The organism is Rhodococcus sp. NPDC019647 (assembly GCF_044389235.1).
GTDB lineage: Bacteria > Actinomycetota > Actinomycetes > Mycobacteriales > Mycobacteriaceae > Rhodococcus_F > Rhodococcus_F oxybenzonivorans.
The window spans coordinates 30,552-52,520 of sequence record NZ_JBIRXS010000018.1 but is presented as its reverse complement, the minus strand read 5'-3'; the positions used below and the strand labels follow the sequence as shown (position 1 = coordinate 52,520).

The window sequence follows — 21,969 nt, the reverse complement described above, 5'->3', positions numbered from 1 at the left end:
GTCTGTTTAGTGGATCACTTGACAGAATCGGTCGCTCCATTTTACTGTGCCTCACATCACAAGCTCGAGCGACGCTGATCCCTCGACCGCTGCGCACTCCCCCGCGCATCAGCGTCCCACCTTTCCCGTCAGAGAAATGCAGGAAGCAAATGACCGCTACACCCACGGACGGTGCGTCGCAGGAGACGCTCGATAATGACACGATGTTGCCACCTGAAGGCGTCGGACACAGATCGACTGCTGGATGGATCGGCGTGCTCGTCATCCTGGTACTTCTCTCGGAAGAAGTTGCCTACGCATTCAATCTGGTCACGCCAGCCCTGCCGAACATGGCAGCAACGTTCCAGACACCCGATATAGCCTGGGTATCAACACTATTCACACTGACCGGTGCGATCAGCGCCCCGCTCGTAGGTAAGCTTGCCGACCGCGACGGCAAGAAGAAGTGGCTGCTCATCACGACCGGATGTATGGCAGTCGGGTCACTGATCGTCGCTCTTGCCCCGACATTCCCCATCGTGTTGATCGGGCGCGCTGTCGAAGGCTTCGGCCTTGCCATCGTCCCCATCGTCTACTCGCTGATGCGTGACATCTTCCCGAAGCGAATGCTCGCCGTTGCCGTCAGTCTGGCAACAGCCGGCATCGGCGTCACCACAATCACCGGACCGATCTTCGCCGGACTGCTCATCGACAACTTCGGCTACCAGGGCGTCTTCTTCGCGCTCGCAATCTTCCCCCTGATCATCGGCGCCCTGGTCCTCCTCGTCGTCCCCGAGTCCCCGATCCGTGTCCCCACCCGAATCGACTGGACCGGCGGCTTACTGCTCGGCGCAACCATCGCTGTCGTTCTGTTCGGAATCGGCGAGGGCGGCACATGGGGTTGGACGTCGTGGAAAACCCTGTCGTGTGGCGCACTTGCAATAGCGGTGTTCATCGTGTGGATTCAGCAAGCCAAGCGGTCCGACCACCCGCTGATCGACCTGTCGGTCCTGCGCGGCCGCCCCATCGTCACCACCTTGATCACCCAGTTCACCGGCCAAGCCGTCATTGCCTTGCAGTTCGTCCTGCTGTCGTTCATCGTGCAAACCCCCATCGCACTCGGGCTGACATACGGACTCGGCGAGACCGCCGGTTTCATGGCTCGGATCACCACCCCTGCAGGTGTCGCCTCTGTGTTGATGGGTCTCCTCGTCGGGTATCTCGCCGAACGTCGTGGCGCGCGCCTGCCGAACTGGATCGGATTCGCCCTGATGGCTGCTGGTTCCCTGGTCCTCGCGTTTTCGCACAAGGAGTTCGTCCCCATCCTTGTCGGCTACCTCATCTACGCATTCGGCGGAGGTCTGATCAGCGCGGCAATCCCCAACCTCGTCATCGCCGCGACACCGGTGCGACTTCAGGCAGTTACCGCCAGCACCGTCAACGTAGTCGGATCGTTGGGAAGCGCTGTTGCAGTGCAGATCGGATTCGCGATATTGGCCCTCAATGTCGCTACAGTGATCGACGGATCGCCAATCTACGGTGGTAGCGGCTTCACAACGGTGTACATCCTTGCGGCCGCACTCGCGGTAATCGGCCTCGTCGCAACGCTACTCATGCCTCACGGTCGCAAACCGCAATCCACGGAAGCGCTGACCTGAGGCGGTCGACCCACGGTCGTGCGGAACTCCTGCGAGCTTCCGCACGACCGGCGTCGCCGTATCCTCATTGCTTCATCCACGAAATCCGAACAAGAGTTGCAGGATCAGATCACCCGTGACCTCACACTATGACGTCGTTGTCCTCGGAGCCGGTCCCGGTGGGTACGTCGCTGCTATCCGCGCGGCACAGCTGGGATTGAGTACCGCCATCATCGAGCAGAAGTATTGGGGTGGTGTGTGCCTGAACGTGGGCTGCATCCCCTCGAAGGCTCTTCTCCGTAACGCCGAGCTTGCGCATCTCTTCACGAAAGAGGCCAAGCTGTTCGGCATCACCGGTGAAGCGTCCTTCGACTTCGGCGCCGCCTACGACCGCAGCCGCAAGGTCGCGGAGGGGCGCGTCAAGGGCATCCACTTCTTGATGAAGAAGAACAAGATTCCCGAGTACGACGGCAAGGGCACCTTCACCGACGCCAACACCATCGAGGTCGCACTGACCAAGGGTGGCACCGAGACGGTGACGTTCGACAACGCCATCATCGCGACCGGTTCGACCACCAAGTTGCTGCCGGGTACCTCGCTGAGCGAGAACGTCGTCACCTACGAAGAGCAGATCATGACCCGGGATCTGCCCGGGTCGATCCTCATCGTCGGGGCCGGGGCGATCGGCATGGAATTCGGGTACGTCCTGAAGAACTACGGCGTGGACGTGACCATCGTCGAGTTCCTCGACCGGGCGCTGCCCAACGAAGACGCGGACATCTCCAAGGAAATCGAGAAGCAGTACAAAAAGCTCGGCGTCAAGGTCAGAACCGGCGCCGCGGTGCAGAGCATCGACGACGACGGCAGCAAGGTCACCGTCTCGATCAAGGACAACAAGAGCGGCGAGATCGAGACCGTCGTGGTCGACAAGGTGATGCAGTCGGTCGGCTTCGCTCCCCGCGTGGAGGGCTTCGGCCTCGAGAAGACCGGTGTCCAGCTCACCGATCGCGGTGCCATCGGGATCACCGACACGATGGCGACGTCGGTGCCGCACATCTACGCGATCGGTGACGTGACGATGAAGCTGCAGCTCGCCCACGTGGCCGAGGCGCAGGGTGTGGTGGCGGCCGAAACGATCGCCGGCGCCGAGACGCTGCCGATCGAGGACTACCGGATGATGCCGCGCGCCACGTTCTGCCAGCCGCAGGTGGCCAGCTTCGGTCTCACCGAGCAGCAGGCGAAGGACGAGGGCTACGACATCAAGGTGGCGAACTTCCCGTTCGCCGCCAACGGTAAGGCGCACGGCCTCGGTGACTCCACCGGCTTCGTCAAGCTGATCTCCGACACCAAGTACGGCGAGCTGCTCGGCGGCCACCTCATCGGCCCCGACGTCTCCGAGTTGCTGCCCGAGCTGACCCTCGCGCAGAAGTGGGACCTCACCGTCAACGAGCTGGCCCGCAACGTGCACACCCACCCCACCCTCAGCGAAGCCCTGCAGGAGGCCATCCACGGCCTCGCCGGGCACATGATCAACTTCTGATCCACGACACAAACGAGGCCCGCACAGATCCTGTGCGGGCTTTTCGTCGTTGCGGACAAAGTCATCGTTGTCGTTGTAGGATACCAAGCAATCGCTTGCTTTACTGTCGCTTCGCAAGTCGTGCCCCGTGAGCTGAGCACGAGAGATGAACAGGACGATCATGCCCGCACCAATTCCGATGAAGCTTCCCGCCCCGACTGCCGAAGCTTGGGAGTGGCAACTACAAGCCCAGTGCCGCGGAGCGAATGCCGCGCTCTTCTTCCACCCGGATAACGAACGGGGCCACGAGCGTTCAGCCCGGGCGAAGGCAGCGAAACAGGTCTGCGCACGATGCCCAGTCCAAGTTCGATGCAGGACACACGCCATCGAGGCCGGAGAGCATTACGGCACGTGGGGTGGTATGTCGGAGGATGATCGTAAGGGGTACCGCCGCCGGTCTGCGATTATGCGCGAAAGCCACGACAGTCCGCTCATCGCGGGCTGACGGCCGTCATATCGGACGAATCCAGCATCGGGCTGCAGTCGGCATTTTCACGAGAGACCGCACGACAGTCCGGATCCCTCGTCTCTGCGGAGGTGAGAGACGTCCGCCATTTCTGCTAAGTCAACTCGAACACGGGAACGGCCCCGAACCCGTCGACCTCTTCGAACCGAACCTCTACCGGAGCGTCGATCGCTACGCGAGAGGTGACGCTGTCACCCAAAATTTCACTGAAAACCCTGAGGCTGCTTTGCTCCGGAAGGGCAATCCAGCCAACAACGTAGGGCGTCACGTCCTGGTAGCCTGGGACGAAGCTCCGATGGACCACCGTGAAGGTTTCGATGCGTCCACTTCCGCTCACTTCGTCGAAGGTGAGATCCGTTCCACCGCACCGCGTGCATTCAGGCTCGGGGTGATGGATGAAGGTTCCGCACGTACGGCACCGCTGAATTCGAAGACGCCTTTCATTGCAACCTTCCCAGAACGGACGCGCGAGCTCGCTAGGTTCCGGTGCCATACGGGTCCACATACGACTATCCTTTCAAGCAAGCGCTTGGTTCACAAGGGGAGAAGATGACGAGGCAAACATTCGCCGGGACAACGGCCGTAAGCGGAATCGGCATGACGGACATATCCCGTCGCAGCGGGGTCAGTCCGCTCCAGCTGGCACTGGCAGCGAGTCGCTCCGCCATTCAGGATGCAGGCCTCGACGTCTCCGATATCGATGGAGTCCTGTGCTACCACATGGCCGACTCCGCACCGGTAAATGCGGTGGCAGAACATCTCGGCCTGCCACCCGAGATCTGGACGAATGAAGTCTACGGTGGTGGGACACAGTCGGCGTCGATCCTCGGCGATGCCGCAATGTTGATTCACTCCGGCACAGCAACAAACGTGCTCGTATTCCGCGCTTTGAACGGCCGATCCGGAAAGCGAATGGGCCAGGCATCGATTCGGGTTGCCGGCGGCGAAACACAGTTCACCATCCCATTCGGGATGGCGGGTCCTGTCAATTTGTTTGCGTTGGCTGCCACCCGCTGGATGCACGACTCGGGCGCCACCGAGGAGGACCTCGCCTCGGTAGTCTGCCAATCGAGGCAGTTGGCCGCGTCGAACCCGCGCGCACTGGTGCGCGCCCCCCTCACCTGGGACGAATACCTCGCCAGTCCGCTCGTGTCGACCCCTTTACGCCGCGCAGACTGCTGCCAGGAAACCGACGCTGGTGCTGCACTGATTGTCAGTAGGGTGGATATCGCCGACTCCGTGAGACCGAACAGTCCCCGCATCGCCACCGTGGTGCGTGGCGGTGGCGTTGGTTCGTCGAGCATGGACAAGGCGGATGATCTCTCCGCCATCTTTTCACGATTTGTGGCTCGCAAGTTGTGGAAGCTATCCGGCCTTCGCCCCGTCGATGTCGATGTGGCGATGCTCTACGACGCTTACTCCCCCATCGTCCTTCAGCAGCTCGAGGACCTCGGCTTCTGTGGCGTCGGAGAGAGCGGGGAACTTGTGCGCTCGGGCAGCACCCTTCCGAGCGGTTCGCTGCCGGTCAACCCTCATGGTGGATTGCTCTCGGAAGGGTACGTGCACGGCCTCAACAATGTGCTGGAAGCCGTACGACAACTGCGGGGAACTGCGTCGTCTCAGGTCGAATCACCGCATGTCGCCTTGTGCACAGGCTTCGGAGGAAGCTATGGAAGTGCCACTATTCTCGAGAGCCCCTAGTCGACACATCACCGGAGATGGCTGACTTTCCCCACAAATTCAGGAGTAGGAAACTCGCCCGTCGGCAAGGACACAACGGCCGTCGACAGAAGCGGAGTACTCGAGGCCGGCACCAGAGTCTCCGACCGGTGGCTGCTCCGCTGCCACGACAAGGGTGCTGCCAGGGAACACGGGTGCGGCAAATCGCGCCTCGATCCTCCTGAGCTCCCACGGCTTCGCCCCCAGCGGCTCAGCGAGGGACCTTGCCACCACGCCGAGCGTGCACAGACCGTGAAGAATGGGACGATCGAACCCGGCAGCTTGCGCCGCTGCCGGGTCGACGTGTATCAAATGGCGATCGCCGGTAAGCCTATAGAGGACGGCCTGCTCCGACGACAGCTCGATGATTCGCGATTCGTGCACCACCGCCCGGTTGCCGTCCTCCGGCTTTGCCTTCACTCGCGGAGTGAACGGCGAGAAACCGCCCTGTCCAGGCAGGATAATCGAGTAGGTGGCGGAGAAATAGGCACTTTCGCACACTATGTCCAGGATCGCGGATCGTCCCGTGTCGCGGACCGCTTCGACATGGCCGGTGACCTCGAATTCGCTGGCGGGCGGGAGGGGTCCGCGCATCGTCAGGGACTGAGACCCGTGTAGAGCTTGTGCCGGCACGAAGGCACCGGCCGCCGACGCCGCATCCGCAACCCACAGTCCCAGCGTGAGGGCAAACGTCGGCAGGACCTTGAGGTCACGCTCGAAAACCAGGGGCAGCTCGTCTGCGCGCGCACCGACTGCGAGGGCGTACAGGATCGCATCCTCTTCGCAGTACCGCACCACTCTGGTTCCCAGCTCGTATCCGACCCAATCCGTGATCTGCATGATGTAAGCGTATAGCATTTGAGCAAGCGCTTGGGTTACGCTAGCGAAGTCAAGGTCGAACAGAGGCAAACCCAAGCGATCGCTTGGTACTACTGACAGGAGTTGGCATGGCAAAGCTGCGGGCAGGCCTCGGATATGAACTCGAGGTACGTGGGCGGACCAAAGAGGTCGAGCAGCAGGCGTTCGAGAATCTCATCGAGCAGGTCACTCTCGCCGATGGGCTCGGTTACAGCACGGCCTGGATGGTCGAGCACCACTTCACTCGTGGGTTCTCGCACTCCTCGGCTCCTGATATCGTTTTGAGCGCACTTGCACGGGTCACCAAACAGATTCGGCTCGGGCTCGGCGTCGTTCTCCTCCCGTTCTCACACCCGATTCGCACCGCCGAGCGCGTAGCGACCATGGACATCATCTCGGGAGGACGCATCGAGTTCGGCACCGGCCGTGGAGCGTCCCCGCTCGAGTACCAGGCCTTTCAGCGCCCCTTCGAGCAGTCCCGCACACTGTGGGAGGAAAACCTCGACACCGTGCTCGGGATCTGGGAGGCCGACGGCGAACCTTACAGCGCGGAACACGAGTACTGGAGCGTCCCCGACGTTGGGGTATACCCGCGCCCCTTGCAGGAACCGCACCCGCCTGTGTGGGTGGCATCGACGAGCCTCGACGGCTACCTGCAGGCTGCACGGCGAGGCTACAACCTCCTCGGCATGACCATGCTCAAGGGCATCGACGACGTCGCCGAGGACATCGCGAAGTACAAGGCCGAGTTGGCCCGGCACGGTTTCGACCCGGAGACGCGCAAGATCGCACTGATGATTCCGTGGCACGTCGCGCCCACGACCGATGAGGCGCATGCCAATGCCGCCGACGCGGTGATGTGGTACATCCGTCGCCAGGTCAACCTGGTTGCGCCACCCGACTATTACGACGCCCGGCACGCGAGCCACCGTGTCCTCGGGGCTCTCGCCGCCGGTCAATCTCAGGACGAGGCCATCGAGACGCTTCGCGACAACCTGATGATTGTGATCGACGATGTCGAGGGGTCCCGAAAGGCTGTGCAGCGGCTCGAGGAAGCCGGCGTCACCGACTTGATCGGGCAGTTCCAGGTCGGCGGCCTCGACAACGAGCATGTCCTGAGCTCGATCAAGCTGTTCGCTTCCGATGTTGTGGAGATCCGATGACAGACACCCAAACCGTCGAGACGCTTCCCGAGCCGATCAGCAGAGGAAACCTCTCCACAGCAGGAATCACGGCGGCTAAGGCCAAGGGACTCTTGCACGTCGATTCAACTGCTACTGCGGCGTTCCCACTCTCAGCCGAGGATCGTGCGGCCGCGGTCGCGTTGACCGCAAAAACACTCACCGACGCGGGCGTCAAAGCCACCGATCGCGTTGTCGTCTCACTCAACAATGACGGTGAGCTCGGGGGAACCCTGGTCGCAGAGGCGGCCGCGGAAGTGGCGGCGGCAGCGGCGAGCACCGGACCTCGCGGCCGAATGCGGCTGCTGCGCACAGTCGAGAACATGCGCGCGAACGTTCTGGTGGGAACGGCCACCGGAGTCTCGGATTTCCTCGCACGGCTTCACCTCGAATTCCTGGTCGAGCCGTTGGACCTGGAACTCCGACTGATCGTACTGACCGGTGAGATCGCTGACCCGAAGAAGATCGAACACTTGGGGCGTGAATTCGGTGCCCACACCGTCGAGTTGTTCACCGACCCTCTCAGCGGGATTCCGATCGCGCACAAAACCCAGAACGCCACTGCGCTCACCCCGACACACGAAGGCTTACTCGAACTCGCCACACCCGCGGAAACGTCGGCAAACGGTGAACTCGCAGAAATTGTAGTGAGGTACCCGTGGCACTCGAGCCTCGCGCACATCGGCGTGCGCACCGGGTATCTGAGCAGCAGGGACGGTGAATCCCTCACCATGCCCACACATACCTACGGTGACCTTCTCCTCATCCGCGGCCGATGGATCTCCTTCACCGCCCTCACGAAGGCACTTCGCGGCATCGACGGCATCGCACACTGGGAACTGCGCGTAGCACGGCAGGGAACGCTGGACTCGGCGACGGTCTTCGTCTCCTTCAACCGCGAGAGCCTTGTGAAGAACGGGATGTGGCACGCACGGATCGAGCAAGCCATCAGCGCAATGACCCCGATATCCGTGCAGGTCGAAATCGACCCTCACGTACGCGAGGATTCCGCTCCGCCCTCGATCAGGGACGAGCGCGGGCACCATCTGTAAGTCGAACAACTCTCGGAGGTTGAAATGAGCGCGACATCACCACTGCAACACGTCACCGGTCTTCCCGAGGTCGATGCCGCAGCGATGCGATCGGTACTCGGTCACTTCGCTACCGGTGTCATCGCGATCACGGCTCTGGATCCGGAATCCGGAGAAGGCGCCGGATTGGCAGCAAACTCCTTCACCTCGGTTTCCCTGGATCCGCCTCTCGTGGCTTTCTGCGTCGCCCACACGAGCAGTTCATGGCCGGCCATCAAGCGCGCCGAAACCTTCGTGATCAATATCCTCGCGGAGGATCAGGAACACGTCGGCCGCCAACTTGCGGTCAAGGGCGGTGACAAGTTCGCCGGACTGGCGTGGCGGCCCTCACCGTCGGGTGCACCGGTCGTCGAGAACGCTGTGGCCTGGATCGAGGCTCGTGTCGAAGCCGAACATGTCGCGGGTGACCACGTGATCGTGGTGTCGCGGGTCCAGCACCTCTATGCCGACGGACGGTCACCCCTTCTGTTTCACCGGGGTAAGTACGGACGACTGCACTTCGCCGACTGAATCCGCACCACGCCGCCGGAGCCGAACGCGAATCACCCTCTCCCGTCCACGCACTCCTCGTCGAGTCCACGAACCCCTGCATTGTCGGAGGCACCATGACAACACACATTTCACCGGTTGACGGACAGCACGACACTGCGGTGACACATGAACGGTTCGATACCGTGCCAGCGGCTCTAGACGCCATTGCACGCGGTGAAATCGTCGTCGTCCTCGACGACGAGAACCGGGAGAACGAGGGCGATCTGGTGATGGCGGCTGAGCACGTCACAACCGAGAAGATGGCTTTCATCGTCCGCCACACATCCGGGTTTGTCTGTGTCGCGATGACCGAAGCACGTGCAGCGACGCTCGGCCTGCCACTGATGGTTCCGCCCGACGGCAACAGCGAAGTCCTCAGAACCGCGTTCGGCGTGTCGGTCGATGCACGTGACGGCGTCACGACAGGTATCTCTGCAGCAGACCGCGCGGTGACTACTCGTGCGCTTGCCAGCCCTCAGACTCTCCCTGATGCTCTCACTCGGCCGGGTCACGTGATGCCGCTCCTGGCCCGGCCGGGAGGCGTACTGGAGCGTCCAGGGCACACGGAGGCAACCGTTGACCTATGTCGAATGGCTGGACTCGAGTCTCTGGGTGTCCTTTGTGAACTCGTGGACGACGATGGTGAGATGTCCCGTCGTGCATCACTCTTCGAGTTTGCACATCAACACGATCTCAGAATCATCTGCGTGCGCGACATCATCGAGCATCGACGGAAACGAGAGTCAATTGTCACACGCGTTTCGGAAGCCCGAATCCCGACGGCCTTCGGCGCCTTCACCGGGCATGCTTTCGCAGCGCACGACGGCGTGGAGCACCTCGCGTTGGTCGCCGGAACACCGCACCTAGCCGACTCCTCGGCGACAGCGTCACCGCTCGTTCGCATACACAGCGAATGCCTGACTGGCGATATTCTCGGATCACTCAGGTGCGACTGCGGTCCCCAACTCCAGGACTCCCTCGAATTGATCGCAGCTGAAGGTACTGGGGTCCTCGTGTATCTTCGCGGCCACGAAGGACGCGGCGTGGGGCTGGGGGCGAAACTGGCTGCCTACGCGCTCCAAGAGAACGGTTACGACACAGTCGATGCGAACCTCGAACTAGGTCTGCCCGTCGACTCACGGGACTATGCTGCTGCGGCCGCCATTCTCAGGGACCTCGGCGTGACACGCGCGCGGTTGATCACCAACAATCCCGACAAGATCAGCGCCTTGTCGAGGTACGGCGTCGAAGTAACAGCACGTGTGACCCGACCTCCACATGTCAACCGCCACAACATCGACTATCTACGCACCAAAGAAACTAGATTGGGGCACTCCATCATGCCGATCGCCGAGGTTGCGGAGTTCGCAGGGTGACAGGCCACCACCGCCGTACTCGTGCGCGGACAGTAGGGACTGCCGCGCACGCCGGCACGCTCGTAGGTGATGTGCGGACTATATTGCCACTGCAGGACGCCCTGCTGTCGCCCCACCATCGACAACCAGATCGTGACCGGTCACGTAACCGGCCTCGTCCGAAGCGAGAAACAGGATCCCGGCCGCGATCTCAGAGGGTCGGGCCGCGTATCCGATGGGCTGGAGCTTGTCGAGGATCTGCGTGATTCCGTCAATGTCGGGAACCATCGCGGTCAGCATCGCCCCGGGTGAGATCGTATTCACCCGGACACCAGCGGGCGCAAGCTCCAGAGCACACGCTTTCGACATCGAGACGACGGCCGCCTTCGTTCCGCTATATACCGCCATCCCCGCTGTGGGCGACATCCCACCGTTCGACGCAACGTTCACGATGACCCCGTGTCCTTGCTTCGCCATCAACCGGCCTGCCGCGCGCGTTCCGTAGAAGACACCGCCGAAGTTGACCGAAACCGTCCGATCGAACTCGTCGTCGCTCGTCTCGACCAGAGAGTGGTTGGCGGAAACTCCTGCGTTGTTGCACATCACGTCGACCCGCCCGTATTTGTCGCGGGTGAAGTTCACGAGTGCATCCACCGACTCCGGACGACTCACGTCGACCTGTAGGAAATTGGCGCCGATCTCGGCGGCGACCGCCTCACCGCGGTCGCCATCGATGTCGGCGATCACCACCCTCGCTCCCTCCGCGATCATTAATTCGGCCGTTGCTCGGCCCAATCCCGACGATCCACCAGTAATGATCACAACCTTGTTCAGTACCCGACCGGTCACGGCGAGCCCCTTCCTTCCAGCTGCAGCTATGGATGGAGTCCTCCACCCTCGCGCTTACTTGTTCAGTCACATCACAGGAGATGCCCCGAGCGTGCGCAATCAGCCACCTGTTGCCAGATGGCACCGATCGATGCGCGGATTCGAGAGGTCGCCGCCGCGGTCCATAACGCTGCCGACTATCCGAATCCTCCACCGTTGCTAGTCGGGGCACACGATGCTGTTCCACTGTCCCGCAAGCGCCTCGCGCGCAGGTTCGGATTCCAGGAACACCGGGATGTTCTCGGTGTGCTCGTAGTGCGGCCCACACTGCGACAATCCTCCGTCGACCGCCAGGTTTTGTCCCGTGACATACAGGGACAGGTCCGACAACATGAACATCGCGGCAGAGGCGACATCGGCAACCAGTCCCCGCCGGCCCAGTGGAATGATGTCCCGTTCCCGATTCCCCTCGGACGTGCTTGCCGGGTGCATCCTCGGTGATTTGATCAGCCCCCACGACACGGTGTTAGCTCGGACTCCGAAGGGCCCGAGCTCAACGGCCATCGTGCGCGTGAGCGAATCCAGGGCCGATCGTGTTGCCCCGTAGAACGCAAACCACGGCATCGATCGATCGGCGTCGGCGACGGAGAGGTTGACGATCGAACCGCGCTTCCCGTTTACCATGCGCCGGGCAACGGTCTGGCTGGTTCGCAGTGCGTAGGTCACGTTGATCGCGAGAGCGCGAGTCCACTGGTCCGATCCGAGATGAAGGAAGTGTCCGATATCGTCGCCGGACACGCCGCCGACGACATTGACGAGGTGCCTGACCGGTCGATCAGCTCGATCGAGAGCTGATGCGAGGTCGCGAATCCCGTCCTCTGTGGTGATGTCCGTCAGCACCGAATACAGACGCACCTCGTGGCCAAGGGCCGCTGCGAGGTGTCCCGAACGCTCTTCGTCGTGGTCGACCATGATGACAGACGAGCCGGCCTGCAGGAGGAGCTGGACCATCGCCGAACCGACCCCGCCGCTCGCTCCACCGATGACGACCGCGCAACTGTCCGCGAACCCTGGAAAGACGAAGTCAGGAACCGGCGGAAGTTCGAACTTCACCGTCACAGCGGCATCACCAGTCCGCCGTTGACCCGGATGATCTGGCCGGTGATATATGAAGCAGCATCCGAGGCCAGGAAGGTGACGGCGGTGGCGACCTCCCTCGCCCGACCCGGTCGGCCCAGCGGGATCGAGGCACTGTGCTCACTGTCGACTGCGTTCTGCTGCTCATCGTTCAGCGTGCCGTCTGCATTCCGATAATGCGCGGCGGTCATCGACGTCGAAATGTACCCCGGCGAGACGGTGTTCACCCGCACACCAGCACCGCCGAGCTCCATCGCGAGTGTCCGGGTGAGCTGCAGGACACCCGCTTTCGGGATGCTGTACGCCCCGAGGTCGGGCGCGTGGCCATCCACAGTTCCGGACGAGACATTGATGATGCTTCCACCGCCACCGCTGATCATCGCGGTGCCGACTGCGCGACAACCGTACACGAAGCTCTTCAGGTTGAGAGTGAGACCTTCGTCGAACTCGTCGTCGCGCATGGACAGGACGGGTCCGCGGGCCGTGATCGCTCCGGCTACGTTCGCCAGGACATCGATCCGCCCCGTCCGGAGGAGCAGATTCGACACTACGGACTCGAAGTCGGCTGCAGAGCGCACGTCCAAGGAGTAAGAGAATGCCGTGCCTCCCTGTTCCGTGATCTCCTCGGCGCAGTTTCGGCATGATTGCTGGTCGACATCCGCACAACCCACCGCGGCGCCTGCGTTGGCAAGTTCGATCGCCGTCGCGCGGCCGATACCACTTCCAGCGCCGGTGACAAGCGCAGTGCGGCCCTCCAATCCGAGTGCGGCACTCGACATCGCTCGCCGTCCTTTCCATGCAAAGCGCGTTTACTGCGCGGTATAGCGGCCGTCGACGACCAACTTCCGTGACCTACCCGCCGAATGGACCGGAAATGTCGTCCCTCACACCTTCAGGGGTGCGTAGAGCACGACTGCGTTGCCCCAGGGGTCCAGCACGACCGCACGAGTCTCATGCGGCCCGTCCTCAGGATCGCGAACTACCGTGGCTCCGGCGGCAACTGCCGCGTCTACGGCGGACGCGACGTCGGATACCTTGAAGGACGCGGCGACGCGACCGTCAGTGACGTCCTCCTCGCGTCCGGCGATCGCGACGGTGACCTTGCCACCGTCCAGTGCAGCGAATCGTGAGCCGTCTTGGAATTTTGTTGGAAGTGACAGAACGGATCCGTAGAACTTCACCGCGGAGTCGACGTCGTCGACGGGATACAACACATTCCCGAGGGAAACCTGCTGGGTCATGGTGTGGTTCTCCAATTTCTTCGAGAGGGCGCTTGGATGTCGGTGCTCACAGACGATTCGATTTGGTGTCCTCGTAGCGTTTGCGGGCGCGCGCGTTCGCGGCACCGAGCGCGACCTGGAAGTCGCCCTCAGAGTTGTGAAAGGTGTTCCAGTTCTCGATTCGACGCCGATTCGAATCCTGGAAGTGGGGCACGACTTCGCGAGCGAACAACTCGTACGAGTTCAGGGTGTCCTGGGGCGAGGCCCAGTCGAGTACCCGGATGAGGTGAGTGCCGTAACCGCCGGACATTTCCTGCATACGCTCGATATGCTCGATTGCATCTTGTGGAGTCCCGACCACACCGAGATTGGAGGCGCGGAACACGTCGAGGATCGGTGCTCCCTCGTCCAGACCCGACGAGTCATAGATTGCCTTCAGGAAACTCGCGTCGCGGAACAGGTAGCGGCCGGCGTCTTCCATGGCGTATGAAACCTGCCGCTCGGCTTCCTCTCGTGTGGGGGCCACGTGAATGACGCTCACGAGCCGCCAGTCCCGACGGTCTCCCGGTCCGTGCCCGTGCAGCGCCCGCTGTTCCGAGTAGATGTCCCAGTGTTCGGCGAGTACGCGACTGCCGGCGTCGGTTGCGGCGGCGAGGGCCAGCATCGGCAGCCCGAATCGTCCGGCCAACATCGCCCCCGCCGGCGAGATGACCGCTGTGACAGCCAACTCCGGGTGGGGGCGGGTGTAGGGCAGCATCTGCAGCTGCGCCTGACGGAGTTCGAACCACTCGGTCTTACGATCGATGCAGCCGTCGGAAGTGAACAGAGCGAGGATCGCTTCGAGTGACTCTTCCATTCGCTCCCGGAGCGACGAGTATTCCAGCCCCATCATGGCCGCATCGGATGGAAGTGCGCCCGGCCCAACTCCCATGATGAGCCGGCCCCGGGTGAGATGATCCAGCAGTGTCATGCGCTCGGCGACCATCAGCGGATGGTGGTAGGGAAGCGAGATCACTCCGGTACCCAGCTTGATGTGCCGGGTTCGTTGCGCGGCGGCCGCGATGAAGAGCTCGGGGCTGGAGATAATTTCCCAGCCACTCGAATGATGTTCGCCGACGAAGGCTTCGTCGAATCCGAGCTTGTCGAGGTGTTCGACGAATTGCAAGTCACGCTCGAGGTCCCAGGTGGGATTGTTCGACGGCTTGTGCTCGGGTCCGAGGAAGACGCCGAACTTCATCCTCGTGCGCTCATGGCTGGTCACGATCGATCACTTCCTTTGGTTACGCGGGTTGTCCAATCGGGGGCCTGTGATCCAGTCATGACCGGCTTGCCCTTCGTGCCTCGGTCGCCGCGTGGTCGACATCGCCCTTCGCGGTGACGACCACACCGTAGTCACGCCATGCGCCCTCGACTGTAATTCGTGCGGCTTCGACGTCCTCGGACACGGACTCCACGGGGCGTTCGAATGGATCTCCGATTCCACCGCCGCCGCTCGTCTCGACGATGAATGCCTCGCCCGCGAGGAAGAGTTCGTTATTGACCTTCGAATTGAGGACGACGGTCTCTCCGTGGGGTCCGCGCTTCTTGAATGCACCGGTCACTCCGGGCTTTCCGCCGTCCCGGCCTCGGGGACCGGTTTCGAGCCGGTCCCCGCGTGTGGTGACGTAGGCGTCGGCGAGCAGCCGGAACACGGTGCGTGTTCCGAGACCGCCGCGCCAACGGCCCGGCCCGCCGGAGTCCGCGATGTACTCGACCTCCTCCACGATGAGGGGGCAGCGCACTTCCACGGGCTCGACCTGCGGGACCGAGTTACGCCCGAGACCGAAGTGGATGCCGGTGGCATCCGGGCCGTCTTTGCCGAACCGGGCTCCCACTCCACCGAACTCGTAGGCGAGATGGACCCAATACGGTGCCGTTTTCGCGGCGATCGAGAAGGGTTGCAGGATTCCCGATGCTGCGATGGCACGTTCAGGGACTGCGTCGGATAGTGCCTGAAGTACCGCTTCCATTGCCGCGTATGCCGGAAGGAAACGCCCACCGCATGGGTAGGGTGACTGGGCATTGAGCAGCGACCCCTCGGGCAGATTCACATTCAGGACCCGCAGGCATCCGTCGTTCATCGGGATCGTCGGGTCGACGAAGCACCTGAACGCGAAGACAGCTGCGGCAAGCGATTGGGAGATGCTCGAGTTCACTGCGGCGGCGACCTGGCGGTCGGTTCCCTCGAAGTCCAGCGAAATGTCGCGGTCACCGATCGTCACCGCAACCTGTACACGATGACCGCGCAGGCTGGTGACGCCGTCGTCATCGATGGTGTAGTCGGAGCGGTAAGTTCCGGCGGGCAAGTCCTCGATCGCGGCTCGGGTAAGAATCTCGGTGTACTCGAGGTAGTCGTTCACCCCATTCGCGAACCCCTGAATTCCGTATTCTTCGATAAGTTCCTCGACGCGTTTCGCGGCAGTCGACGCGCCCGCTATGAGTGCACGGACATCGCCCTGCACCTTGTCAGGCGTGCGGCTGTTCAAGGCGAGGATCCGCATGATCGGCTCTTCCAACCCCTCCGCGGTGGCGATGCGGACCGGAGGTAGTTGGAGTCCCTCCGCGAAGATCTCGGTCGCCAAGGATGCCATTCCGCCGGCGGACGCACCTCCGATATCCGAGACGTGGATCAACGTCGCGGTGAAGTACTCCACCGTTCCTTCGACGAAGATCGGCTTGAAGATGAGGATATCGTTCGTGTGAACCCCGCCTTTGTAGGCGTCATTGGTGGCGAACACATCTCCGGGCCGCATCGTGTCGAGCGGGATGTCCGCGAGTAGGAACGGCACCGCCACCGACAGCGCCATGCTGTTCATCAGGGTCGTGGCCATCGAATGCGCGATAAGCCGACCGTCCTTGTCCAGGATCGCAGCTGATGCGTCGGAACCCTCTACGACGAATGTCGAGAAGGCCGACCGCACGACGACGATGCTCGCCTCCTCCGCTGCGACCACAAGTGCATTGCGGAGCACCTCGGAAGTCAGTTGCGCTGTGCTCGAACCGCTGTCGTCGAGAGTCTGGGCCGAACCGTCGGCCAGAACGTGCGTCATTACTTCTCCTCCGAAGCGCGCGACAGAATTACATTGAACTCGCTGTCGACCTGGGCGTTCCATGCCGGCGGGACCACGATGGTCGATTCACCGTCTGCGATGACGAGAGGTCCCGGTACCGGGTAGTCGCCGACGATTCCTTCGCGTTCATACACGGGGGTTTCCCGGTACTCACCGAACTCACGGAACCAGACGCGCCGTTTCCGTGCCGGCCCCTGACCGCGAGCATCGGATGTCGCGCGACGACCTAGGGGTACTTTCGGGACTACGTGAGTCACCCGGACTCGGTAGCTCACCAATTCGATGGGGCCCGAACCGTCGATTCCATAGGCCTCCTTGTACTTTTCGGCGAAGCTCTCACGCAGGGCCGGGAGCGATGTGTCGTCCCAGTGCCTACCTTCACCTCCGTCACTGATTCGGACGGTCAGTTCGTGTGCTTGACCGGCCAACCGCACGTCGACGGACCGCTCGACTCGGGTAGTCGGTGCTGCGAGCTCCACGCCGAGATCACCGGCCGCGGTCTCCGCGAGCTGGGTGAAGGTGCCGTCGACCGACGCCCCGTCGATGTCGTTCTCATGGCACAGTCGGGTAAGTACCCGGTCGGTGCTCAGGTCCGTGCCCAGGAGTCCGACTGCAGAACCGACGCCGCACGACGGGGGGATGATCACTGTGCTGATGTCGAATTCCTCGGCCACCCGCGCTGCATGCATCGGACCTGCGCCGCCGAACGCGACAACCGCAAAGTTTCGGGGATCTAAACCACGCTGGACGGTGACCACCCGGACGGCTGCTGCCATCGTTGCATTGGCGATCTCATGAATGGCATTTGCGGCGGCTTCGATACCCACGCCGAGAGGTTCCGCGACACGCTCGCGGATGACATCAGCCGAGTTCTCGGGTTCGAGTCCCATGGTTCCACCCGCAAACCCGATCGGATCCAGGTAACCCAGCACGAGATTCGCGTCGGTCACCGTCGGGTCCTGACCACCGCGGCCATAACATGCCGGGCCCGGTTCGGAGCCGGCCGAATGGGGTCCGACCCGCAACGCCTGCCCGTGGTCGACCCACGCGATGCTGCCACCACCGGCGCCCACCTCGGCAAGGTCGATCGCCGGCGTCTTGATTGGCACCCCGGTACCCGCCCGACGTCCGCCGAAGCTCCCCTTGCCACCGACGTGGAACTCAGTGGTGATGGCCGGAGCGCCGTTGCGGACTACCGACGCCTTCGCCGTCGTGCCACCCATATCGAACGAGATCACATCGGGGTGACCTGCCGACAAACCGGCCGCGCGGGCAGCGAGCACTCCGGCAGCCGGACCTGATTCGATGGTCGCTACAGCGCGCCGACCGGCGAGCTCCGCGGACATGACTCCTCCGCCGGATTCCATAACTTGCACGCGTGCCCCGATTCCGGCATCACGCAGCCGTTGCTCGAGCTTTCGTAGATACGAAACCATCACCGGGCCCACGTACGCAGACATCAGTGTCGTCGTGGTGCGTTCGTACTCCCGAAGCTCGGGCCACACCTCAGCTGATGTCACAACCGTTGCGTCCGCCGGGAGATACTCACGCACGATCTCCGCGGTGCGCAGCTCGTGGGCGGGATTGACGTACGAGTGCAGTAATGCGATCGAGACGGACCGGATGCCGCGATCCCGGATCTCCTCTGCCACTGCGCGCACGGACGACTCGTCCAAGGGAATGATGGCCTCGCCGGCGCTGTCGAGGCGCTCGAGCACGTCGAAACAGTCGGAAGCCGGGATGGGCGACAACGGCGGGTCGAAGAACGTATCGAAGCGATCCTCCTCAACCCGCGCGTAGCGGCCCAGCGGCAGGAGGTTACGAAAGCCGCGCGTACCGATGTGCGCGACCCGGACACCCTTCTGCTCCAGAATCGCGTTGGTGGCAAGGGTGGTCGCATGTACCACCCGATCTACCGCGGCCGGGGCCACCCCCGCCGTAGCGAGGGCGGCCTGCACACCTCTGACGATTCCTTCAGTGGGGTCGCCGTGCGTACTGAGCGTCTTGGCAACCGACTCTTGGCCCGTCGGTCCGGCGAGGACGACGTCGGTGAAGGTGCCGCCGACGTCGATGCCGAGGGCATAACCATTCGACGAGTGGTGCGGATCTGCTGACATGGAGTCACCCTAACTACTTGAGCAAGCGCTTGTCTATAAGTTTGTCACGTGCAGTTGAGCAGAGATTCGGCGACCAGAGCAGGAAGCCATGACACGAGTTCCCTGCCGCCTTCCCCCGCTCGACTCCACGGGGTCCAGCACACGTCCTCGTGTTCCCAGTTGAGCCGGATCCGCCGATGAAGCGTGGTCGCCACGAAGACGTGCACCGTCCACACCCCGTCGCCGCCGGAGAGGCGTAACACCGGCCCCTGTACCAGGTCGGCAAGGTCGATGCGAGACAGGCCGGTCTCCTCGCCCAACTCGATCAACACGTGTGCGGCCGGGTCGTCTCGCGAGTCGAGGTAGCCCGTGACACAGTGCCACCTACCCCGGTCGCTCGCAACGAGGGAACTTCTCCGCAACAGACACAGCTCGCCATCGTTCTGCAGAAGCATGGCGACGGCACTGCGCCCGGAACGCTCGAGGCATCGGCTCAACGGTCTACCCCTTTCGGTGTTCCGGATCACTATACACTTACCCAAGCGCTTGCTCAGTAGTGTATCTTCGGGATTCATGCAGACCGACCTCACAGGCAAGGTAGCGCTGGTAACCGGCGGTGGCGCCGGCATCGGTGCCGAAATCTCCCGGCGCCTCTCCCGTCGCGGTGCGACAGTTCTCGTTCTCGATCGCGACCTCGACGCAGCCGAATCCGTTGCGGGCTCGATCGATCGGGGAACCGCCGTCGAAATGGACCTCGCGGACACTACCTCGATCGCGCTCGCCCTCCGCCGCGACGCGGCACTACGCGAGGTCGACATCCTCGTAAACAATGCCGGCCTCACCAGAGTCGAGCGGTTCGTCGACAGCGATCCCTCGGCATGGGACATTCTGTGGCAGGTGAATCTGCGCGCTCCCATGCAACTCTGCCACGCGATCGTCCCCGAGATGACCAAACGTGGGTGGGGCCGCGTCGTGTTCGTCGCCACCGACAGCGCGCGAGCGGGAGGCGGCGGCGAGGGCATCTACTCGGCGACCAAGGCCGGTCTGCTCGGTTTCTCGAAAACCCTGGCACGGGAAACGGCCCGGGACGGTATCACCAGCAATGTTGTATGCCCAGGGCTGATCGATACGGCCATGCTGCAATCGGTTAGGGAGAACAACCCAGCGCTGATGGACAAACTGATCGGCGCCATACCGATGCGCCGCATGGGATCCTCCGACGAGGTCGCGGCGGCGATCGAGTTTCTCTGCACCGTCGACTCCGGGTACGTCACCGGCCAGACCTTCAGCGTCAACGGTGGGATCACGATGATGTGACACCGTCGGCACCTCACTTCCCACATCGATCCGATCAGAAGGGATTCCAGGATGAAGATCGACCTCTCCGGCAAGACCGCACTCGTCACGGGCTCGACGAGAGGAATCGGGTTGGCAATAGCACGGGGTCTTGCCGACTGCGGCGCGCATGTGGTCGTCAACGGCCGCACTGCGACCGCAGTAGAGCAGGCCCTCGACCAGTTGGCTCCCGCCGGCAGCTTCTCCGCGGTTGCTGCGGACGTGACGACCGCACAGGGATGCGACGCGATCGCCAGCGCATACCAATCCTTCGACATCATCGTCGGCAATGCTGCCGTGTTCGACTGGAAGCACTTTCTCGAGACGACGGACGACGACTGGATCCGTCATTACGAGATGAACGTGCTGGCGGCGGTGCGTCTAGCCCGTTCCTATCTGCCCGGCATGCTCGAGCAGAATTGGGGGCGAATCGTCCTTGTGGCATCCGAGGCCGGCATGAACATTCCGTCGGAGATGATTCACTACGGCGTGACCAAGGCCGCGGAGATCGCGCTCGCCCGCGGTCTCGCGGAACTGACGGTGGGCACGGGTGTCACGGTGAACAGCGTGCTGCCGGGGCCGACTGCGTCGAGCGGAGCCGACACCTTTCTCGATGACTACGCCGTCGAACACGGGATACCGAGAGAGGACGCGGATCGCCACTGCGCGACGTCAATAAGGCCGAGCACTTTGTTGGCCCGCCTCGCAACGGTCGACGAAGTGGCGAGCATGGTCGTCTACGCCTGTTCCCGCGAGGCCTCGGCAACCAACGGCGCGGCCTTACGTGCCGAAGGCGGCCTTCTGCGGCATTTCGGCTGACCCGCAGCTCAGAGAACCACAATCGGATTGATCGGACTCGCAGTGCCTCCCACGATCGGCAGCGGCGCGGCAACGAAGAGGAACTCCGCCCTCTCCGTATGCGAAAGCTCTTCCAGCCACAGCATTTCGATGAGTGATACGCCGTGCTCCCACAGCGTCAGCATGTGAATATCCTCGTCGACGGATCCATGGAAGACACCACCGGGATCGAGTGCACCGACCGCGATGTTGTCGGAGCCTATTGCCACGACGTCACGTTCCACCAGCCACTTGCCTCCGCTGTGACACAACCCTGGCTGCTCGTCGTTGTACTTATCGGGGTCCTGCGCGAAAACCGTGGCCCATCCGGTCCGGACGAGGACCACATCCCCGGCCCGGACTTCTACACCGGCAGACTCTGCCGTGTCCGCGAGCAACTGATCGTCGATGCGCGTCGAAGCCGACAAATGAGGTACCCCGAGGTGCCTGGCAACGTCCAGCATCACGCCACGGGTGATGAGCGGTCCGAGTTTTTCGATACCGCACCGAGTCGCACCGTAGCTCCGCACCCGGTTTGCCGAGTGGCCGTTGAACAACATGTCGTTGCGCCACATATGCGCCAGTGCGTCGATGTGGGTTGTCGTGCCGTGCGGCGATACGATCAACGCGTCGTCCGCGACCGACATCTCCCCCTTGATCCGTCCGATGCCCGCCGCGTAGTCTCCGCCATCCATCGACATGAAATGCTGTGGCAGCGGTCGCCCGGTCAGATGCGGGACGCGGGATGCGCCAGGCCCCGACGTGGCACCCTGGATGGGAAGGGCGAGCGACAAGGTCGTGCCCTCGCGTACTGTCGTGAACGCCGCGAGCACTGTGGACGGAGTCAGAAGGTTCGCAGCGCCCCGCTCGTCGTCAGTTCCCCACCGCCCCCAGTTTCCGAATTCCGACACGGCGTCGACATGGACTTGCTCTGGCATCCTTTTCGCCCTCTCAGTTGCCCTACCGAAGCATCGGCACCAGCGTATAGTACCAAGCAATCGCTTGCTTAA

Annotated in this window: 21 protein-coding genes and 1 pseudogene; 10 read left to right on the top strand and 12 right to left on the bottom strand. The window is 62.7% G+C overall.

Annotated elements, in window-relative coordinates; translation table 11 throughout:
* The first annotated feature begins 149 nt into the window (after positions 1-149).
* The 3 genes from ACH49N_RS25995 to ACH49N_RS25985 all read left to right on the top strand — a co-directional run bounded on the left by ACH49N_RS25995 (position 150) and on the right by ACH49N_RS25985 (position 3,640).
* Positions 150-1,637, top strand: a complete 1,488-nt coding sequence (locus ACH49N_RS25995) for an MFS transporter (protein ID WP_358277074.1) — start codon at positions 150-152, stop codon at positions 1,635-1,637.
* Between the two features lie 115 nt (positions 1,638-1,752).
* Positions 1,753-3,156 (top strand): dihydrolipoyl dehydrogenase, encoded by a 1,404-nt coding sequence (gene lpdA, locus ACH49N_RS25990; protein WP_159920700.1) that lies wholly within the window; start codon positions 1,753-1,755, stop codon positions 3,154-3,156.
* Between the two features lie 145 nt (positions 3,157-3,301).
* The gene (locus ACH49N_RS25985) at positions 3,302-3,640 is read left to right on the top strand and encodes a WhiB family transcriptional regulator (RefSeq protein ID WP_358278610.1); all 339 of its coding nucleotides are present in this window, start codon (positions 3,302-3,304) and stop codon (positions 3,638-3,640) included.
* A gap of 115 nt (positions 3,641-3,755) precedes the next feature.
* Here ACH49N_RS25985 and ACH49N_RS25980 read toward each other — a convergent pair whose 3' ends face one another.
* A complete protein-coding gene (locus tag ACH49N_RS25980) occupies positions 3,756-3,998 on the bottom strand; it encodes an OB-fold domain-containing protein (RefSeq protein ID WP_358278612.1) in 243 nt (80 codons plus the stop codon).
* Positions 3,999-4,022: 24 nt separating this feature from the next.
* A pseudogene (locus ACH49N_RS25975) lies at positions 4,023-4,154 on the bottom strand (zinc ribbon domain-containing protein); the annotation flags it as partial.
* A gap of 104 nt (positions 4,155-4,258) precedes the next feature.
* On the opposite strand from ACH49N_RS25975, the gene ACH49N_RS25970 reads away from it, so the two are divergent.
* Positions 4,259-5,362, top strand: coding sequence for a thiolase C-terminal domain-containing protein (locus ACH49N_RS25970; protein ID WP_317768917.1), 1,104 nt, complete (start codon positions 4,259-4,261; stop codon positions 5,360-5,362).
* 39 nt (positions 5,363-5,401) lie between these two features.
* On the opposite strand, the gene ACH49N_RS25965 is transcribed toward ACH49N_RS25970, so the two are convergent.
* The gene (locus tag ACH49N_RS25965) at positions 5,402-6,220 is read right to left on the bottom strand and encodes a MaoC/PaaZ C-terminal domain-containing protein (RefSeq protein ID WP_358278606.1); all 819 of its coding nucleotides are present in this window, start codon (positions 6,218-6,220) and stop codon (positions 5,402-5,404) included.
* Positions 6,221-6,327: 107 nt separating this feature from the next.
* On the opposite strand from ACH49N_RS25965, the gene ACH49N_RS25960 reads away from it, so the two are divergent.
* The 4 genes from ACH49N_RS25960 (at position 6,328) to ACH49N_RS25945 (ending at position 10,417) form a co-directional block, all read left to right on the top strand.
* Positions 6,328-7,401 (top strand): LLM class flavin-dependent oxidoreductase, encoded by a 1,074-nt coding sequence (locus tag ACH49N_RS25960; protein ID WP_317768919.1) that lies wholly within the window; start codon positions 6,328-6,330, stop codon positions 7,399-7,401.
* Positions 7,398-8,471 (top strand): hypothetical protein, encoded by a 1,074-nt coding sequence (locus ACH49N_RS25955; RefSeq protein ID WP_358278604.1) that lies wholly within the window; start codon positions 7,398-7,400, stop codon positions 8,469-8,471. The genes ACH49N_RS25960 and ACH49N_RS25955 overlap by 4 nt, the downstream gene beginning before the upstream one ends.
* A gap of 24 nt (positions 8,472-8,495) precedes the next feature.
* Complete coding sequence (locus ACH49N_RS25950; protein WP_159920690.1) at positions 8,496-9,020, top strand: flavin reductase family protein; 525 nt, start codon at positions 8,496-8,498, stop codon at positions 9,018-9,020.
* 95 nt (positions 9,021-9,115) lie between these two features.
* A complete protein-coding gene (locus ACH49N_RS25945; protein WP_358278602.1) occupies positions 9,116-10,417 on the top strand; it encodes a bifunctional 3,4-dihydroxy-2-butanone-4-phosphate synthase/GTP cyclohydrolase II in 1,302 nt (433 codons plus the stop codon).
* A gap of 78 nt (positions 10,418-10,495) precedes the next feature.
* Here the strand turns inward: ACH49N_RS25945 and ACH49N_RS25940 are convergent, their stop codons facing one another.
* From ACH49N_RS25940 to ACH49N_RS25905, 8 genes are all read right to left on the bottom strand, one after another.
* A complete protein-coding gene (locus ACH49N_RS25940; RefSeq protein ID WP_358278600.1) occupies positions 10,496-11,245 on the bottom strand; it encodes an SDR family oxidoreductase in 750 nt (249 codons plus the stop codon).
* A 198-nt stretch (positions 11,246-11,443) separates the two neighbouring features.
* Positions 11,444-12,343, bottom strand: coding sequence for an SDR family oxidoreductase (locus ACH49N_RS25935; protein WP_358278598.1), 900 nt, complete (start codon positions 12,341-12,343; stop codon positions 11,444-11,446).
* Positions 12,340-13,140: an SDR family oxidoreductase gene (locus ACH49N_RS25930; protein WP_317768926.1), complete on the bottom strand. Its 801-nt coding sequence runs from the start codon at positions 13,138-13,140 to the stop codon at positions 12,340-12,342. Before ACH49N_RS25930 ends, ACH49N_RS25935 begins: the two co-directional genes overlap by 4 nt.
* A 105-nt stretch (positions 13,141-13,245) precedes the next feature.
* Positions 13,246-13,602, bottom strand: a complete 357-nt coding sequence (locus tag ACH49N_RS25925; protein WP_358278596.1) for a VOC family protein — start codon at positions 13,600-13,602, stop codon at positions 13,246-13,248.
* Between the two features lie 46 nt (positions 13,603-13,648).
* Positions 13,649-14,842, bottom strand: coding sequence for an LLM class flavin-dependent oxidoreductase (locus ACH49N_RS25920; RefSeq protein ID WP_159920672.1), 1,194 nt, complete (start codon positions 14,840-14,842; stop codon positions 13,649-13,651).
* A 55-nt stretch (positions 14,843-14,897) separates the two neighbouring features.
* The gene (locus ACH49N_RS25915) at positions 14,898-16,670 is read right to left on the bottom strand and encodes a hydantoinase B/oxoprolinase family protein (protein WP_358278594.1); all 1,773 of its coding nucleotides are present in this window, start codon (positions 16,668-16,670) and stop codon (positions 14,898-14,900) included.
* Positions 16,670-18,808 carry a hydantoinase/oxoprolinase family protein gene (locus ACH49N_RS25910; protein ID WP_358278593.1) on the bottom strand — a complete coding sequence of 713 codons (2,139 nt, stop codon included), beginning with the start codon at positions 18,806-18,808 and terminating at the stop codon, positions 16,670-16,672. Before ACH49N_RS25910 ends, ACH49N_RS25915 begins: the two co-directional genes overlap by 1 nt.
* A gap of 44 nt (positions 18,809-18,852) precedes the next feature.
* Positions 18,853-19,284, bottom strand: a complete 432-nt coding sequence (locus tag ACH49N_RS25905) for an NUDIX domain-containing protein (RefSeq protein WP_358278591.1) — start codon at positions 19,282-19,284, stop codon at positions 18,853-18,855.
* A gap of 76 nt (positions 19,285-19,360) precedes the next feature.
* Here ACH49N_RS25905 and ACH49N_RS25900 point away from each other — a divergent pair, with 76 nt between their 5' ends.
* Both ACH49N_RS25900 and ACH49N_RS25895 read left to right on the top strand, forming a co-directional pair.
* A complete protein-coding gene (locus ACH49N_RS25900; RefSeq protein ID WP_358278589.1) occupies positions 19,361-20,104 on the top strand; it encodes an SDR family NAD(P)-dependent oxidoreductase in 744 nt (247 codons plus the stop codon).
* 51 nt (positions 20,105-20,155) lie between these two features.
* Complete coding sequence (locus ACH49N_RS25895) at positions 20,156-20,941, top strand: SDR family oxidoreductase (protein ID WP_358278587.1); 786 nt, start codon at positions 20,156-20,158, stop codon at positions 20,939-20,941.
* A gap of 8 nt (positions 20,942-20,949) precedes the next feature.
* Here ACH49N_RS25895 and ACH49N_RS25890 read toward each other — a convergent pair whose 3' ends face one another.
* The gene (locus ACH49N_RS25890; RefSeq protein ID WP_358278586.1) at positions 20,950-21,897 is read right to left on the bottom strand and encodes a cyclase family protein; all 948 of its coding nucleotides are present in this window, start codon (positions 21,895-21,897) and stop codon (positions 20,950-20,952) included.
* Positions 21,898-21,969 lie beyond the last annotated feature (72 nt).

Coding starts and splice junctions, on each gene's coding strand:
- ACH49N_RS25950 (WP_159920690.1), top strand. CDS start 8,496: ATGAGCGCGACATCACCACTGCAACACGTCACCGGTCTTCCCGAGGTC.
- ACH49N_RS25960 (WP_317768919.1), top strand. CDS start 6,328: ATGGCAAAGCTGCGGGCAGGCCTCGGATATGAACTCGAGGTACGTGGG.
- ACH49N_RS25970 (WP_317768917.1), top strand. CDS start 4,259: ATGACGGACATATCCCGTCGCAGCGGGGTCAGTCCGCTCCAGCTGGCA.
- ACH49N_RS25955 (WP_358278604.1), top strand. CDS start 7,398: ATGACAGACACCCAAACCGTCGAGACGCTTCCCGAGCCGATCAGCAGA.
- ACH49N_RS25925 (WP_358278596.1), bottom strand. CDS start 13,602: ATGACCCAGCAGGTTTCCCTCGGGAATGTGTTGTATCCCGTCGACGAC.
- ACH49N_RS25945 (WP_358278602.1), top strand. CDS start 9,116: ATGACAACACACATTTCACCGGTTGACGGACAGCACGACACTGCGGTG.
- ACH49N_RS25915 (WP_358278594.1), bottom strand. CDS start 16,670: ATGACGCACGTTCTGGCCGACGGTTCGGCCCAGACTCTCGACGACAGC.
- ACH49N_RS25930 (WP_317768926.1), bottom strand. CDS start 13,140: ATGTCGAGTGCCGCACTCGGATTGGAGGGCCGCACTGCGCTTGTCACC.
- ACH49N_RS25890 (WP_358278586.1), bottom strand. CDS start 21,897: ATGCCAGAGCAAGTCCATGTCGACGCCGTGTCGGAATTCGGAAACTGG.
- ACH49N_RS25900 (WP_358278589.1), top strand. CDS start 19,361: ATGCAGACCGACCTCACAGGCAAGGTAGCGCTGGTAACCGGCGGTGGC.
- ACH49N_RS25985 (WP_358278610.1), top strand. CDS start 3,302: ATGAACAGGACGATCATGCCCGCACCAATTCCGATGAAGCTTCCCGCC.
- ACH49N_RS25895 (WP_358278587.1), top strand. CDS start 20,156: ATGAAGATCGACCTCTCCGGCAAGACCGCACTCGTCACGGGCTCGACG.
- ACH49N_RS25910 (WP_358278593.1), bottom strand. CDS start 18,808: ATGTCAGCAGATCCGCACCACTCGTCGAATGGTTATGCCCTCGGCATC.
- ACH49N_RS25965 (WP_358278606.1), bottom strand. CDS start 6,220: ATGCAGATCACGGATTGGGTCGGATACGAGCTGGGAACCAGAGTGGTG.
- ACH49N_RS25995 (WP_358277074.1), top strand. CDS start 150: ATGACCGCTACACCCACGGACGGTGCGTCGCAGGAGACGCTCGATAAT.